1 pseudogene is annotated in these 2448 nt (G+C 34.9%); it reads right to left on the reverse strand.

From position 1 onward, the window contains the following. A pseudogene (locus KI369_RS27150) lies at positions 1-2448 on the reverse strand (family 78 glycoside hydrolase catalytic domain); the annotation flags it as partial.

A 2448-nucleotide genomic window follows, 5' to 3' on the forward strand; every position in this document is an offset into this window, starting at 1 on the left:
ATATTTTTACAAAATGTAAATTTATAATCGCCTGATCCTAATTCCTTTTCAATAATATGCTCTGCTTTCCAATTCATTTCTTCTATCCGTAATGTAGCACTCGTATTAGGTGGTATGGAAACACGTAAAAAGGCTTGTTCTTTTTCCACACGCCAATCAATCTCAATTTCTCCATAAGCTGTCTCACGTTTTACTCTAATCCATTCTAAATTCGAATCAAAATGTGGTTGTACATAAAAATGTTTATATGCAGGTTTTGTTTCGTCCACTTCTAATCCAATAATATATCGGTATATCCATTCAACGATAGAGCCATATGCGTAATGATTGTAAGAATTCATACTATCATTCCAAAGTGTTCCATCCTCTTTCACGCCATCCCAATGTTCCCAAATCGTTGTGGCCCCTTTTTTAACTTGATATAACCAAGATGGATAATCCTCATGAAATAAAAGCTTACAAGCAAGGTCATGACGGTGAAACTTGCTTAATATTAAATTTAAATACGGTGTTCCTATAAAACCTGTTGTTAAGTGATTTTTATTTTCTTTTAAAAGCTCAATTAATCGATTAAATACTTTCTCCTTCACATCATCTTTCACTAGTTCAAAAAGAAGTACTAATATGTGGGCCGTTTGGGTATTTGAAATTAATCTACCATTCGGTGTAACGAATTCATTTTGAAATCCTTGAACAATATTCTCATGTAAATCTGCATAATACTTAGCATCTGTATTTTCACCTAAAATCTCAGCAACCTTTCGTAAAAGCGATGTAGAATACGCATAATAAGCCGTCGCAATAAAGTGTTTATCTGTTCCGCCTTCATATACATCAGGTTTCGTATCTAATGCGAGCCAATCCCCTAAATGATAGCCTGTATCCCATAAATACTCATTTCCACCTTGTGAACGTATGTAATCTATATACTTCTTCATACTGTCATATTGTTCTTTTAAAATCGATACATCTCCGTAATGTAAATAATGAACCCACGGACATATAATTGCTGCATCGCCCCAACCACCAGAAGTATGTAAATCAAAATCCGCTCTTTTCCCAAACGCATCTGGAATAACTAACGGCACAGCTCCATTAACATTTTGATCTAATGATAAATCTTGGAGCCATTTTTTAAAGAACAATTGCACATTCATAATTTGCGTAGCTGTCCCAATAAACATTTGTGCATCTCCTGTCCATCCAAGTCGATCATCTCGCTGCGGACAATCTGTTGGCACGTCAAAGAAGTTTCCTCTTTGAGACCATTCTACATTATGATGAAGTTGATTGATTAATGGATTGGACGTTTCAAATTCTGACGCTTTTTCCATGTCAGTATGTAATACAATCCCTTCAAAATCTGCTATTTGAGGCGGCTGGGTTAATCCACTTATTTTCACATACCTAAAGCCTTGATATGTAAAATGAGGTTCAAACGTTTCCTCTTCCTCTCCTTTTGCTATATACACTATTTTTTGTTTTGCCTTTCGGAGATTTCCAACGTAAAAACTACCGTCTATATTCAATATTTCAGCGTGATGCAATTCTATCTTTTGGCCACTATAAACATGACGGACTATAAATTGAACCCAACCTACCATATTTTGCCCCATATCAATAAGCCATTCATGATTTGGTAATTTTGAAATAGCGATTGGTTTTATAATTTTCATTTTACGAATCGCTTCATTTTCTTGCGCAACAATTATTTGCTTAGAATGCACAATTACTTCAACATCTTCTAGCTCTTGATTACTTTCTTCTAACCTAGCGTCATAAACCTCCCCTTCATATATTTCCGAATACAAAATAGGGCTTGGTGTTACTTTCCATGTTTCATCTGTTACAATTTTTTCTTTCGTTCCATCTTCATATGTTATATGTATTTGAGCAATTACCGCACGTCTTTTCCCGTAATAATTACGTACATGATGCATGGTAATCGGCCCTTTATACCAGCCGTTACCTACTAGAGTAGAAATATCATTATGCCCAATCTTTAATACATGCGTTATTTCATATGTTTGATACAATACCCTTTTATCATAACTTGTCCATCCTGGGGTAAAATAACAAACTCCAATACGCTCTCCATTTATAGAAGCCTCGTATAATCCTAAACTTGTGATATATAAACGTGCTTTTTTTACTAATTTTTTAATAGAAAAACTTTTATGAAAAGACATAACTTGCGTGCGCTCTTTTTTCGCAGCAATCCAGTTCCCACTCCAGTTATCTTGTCCTTGTAATCCAGTCTCCCAAAATGCTACTTCTGACCAAGACGACTCTTCTTCATAATTATCCCATGCCTTCACTCGGTAAAAATAGCGTGTTTCCTTACTATATGAAAACGAATTAATTGGTATATATAAACTTTGATCTGTTTCTACCTTCTGCTAATCGAATACTATAGTTTTAAACTCTCTATCCTTCGCAACCTGCAAT

Source organism: Bacillus sanguinis, from assembly GCF_018332475.1.
GTDB classification, from domain to species: Bacteria; Bacillota; Bacilli; order Bacillales; family Bacillaceae_G; genus Bacillus_A; species Bacillus_A sanguinis.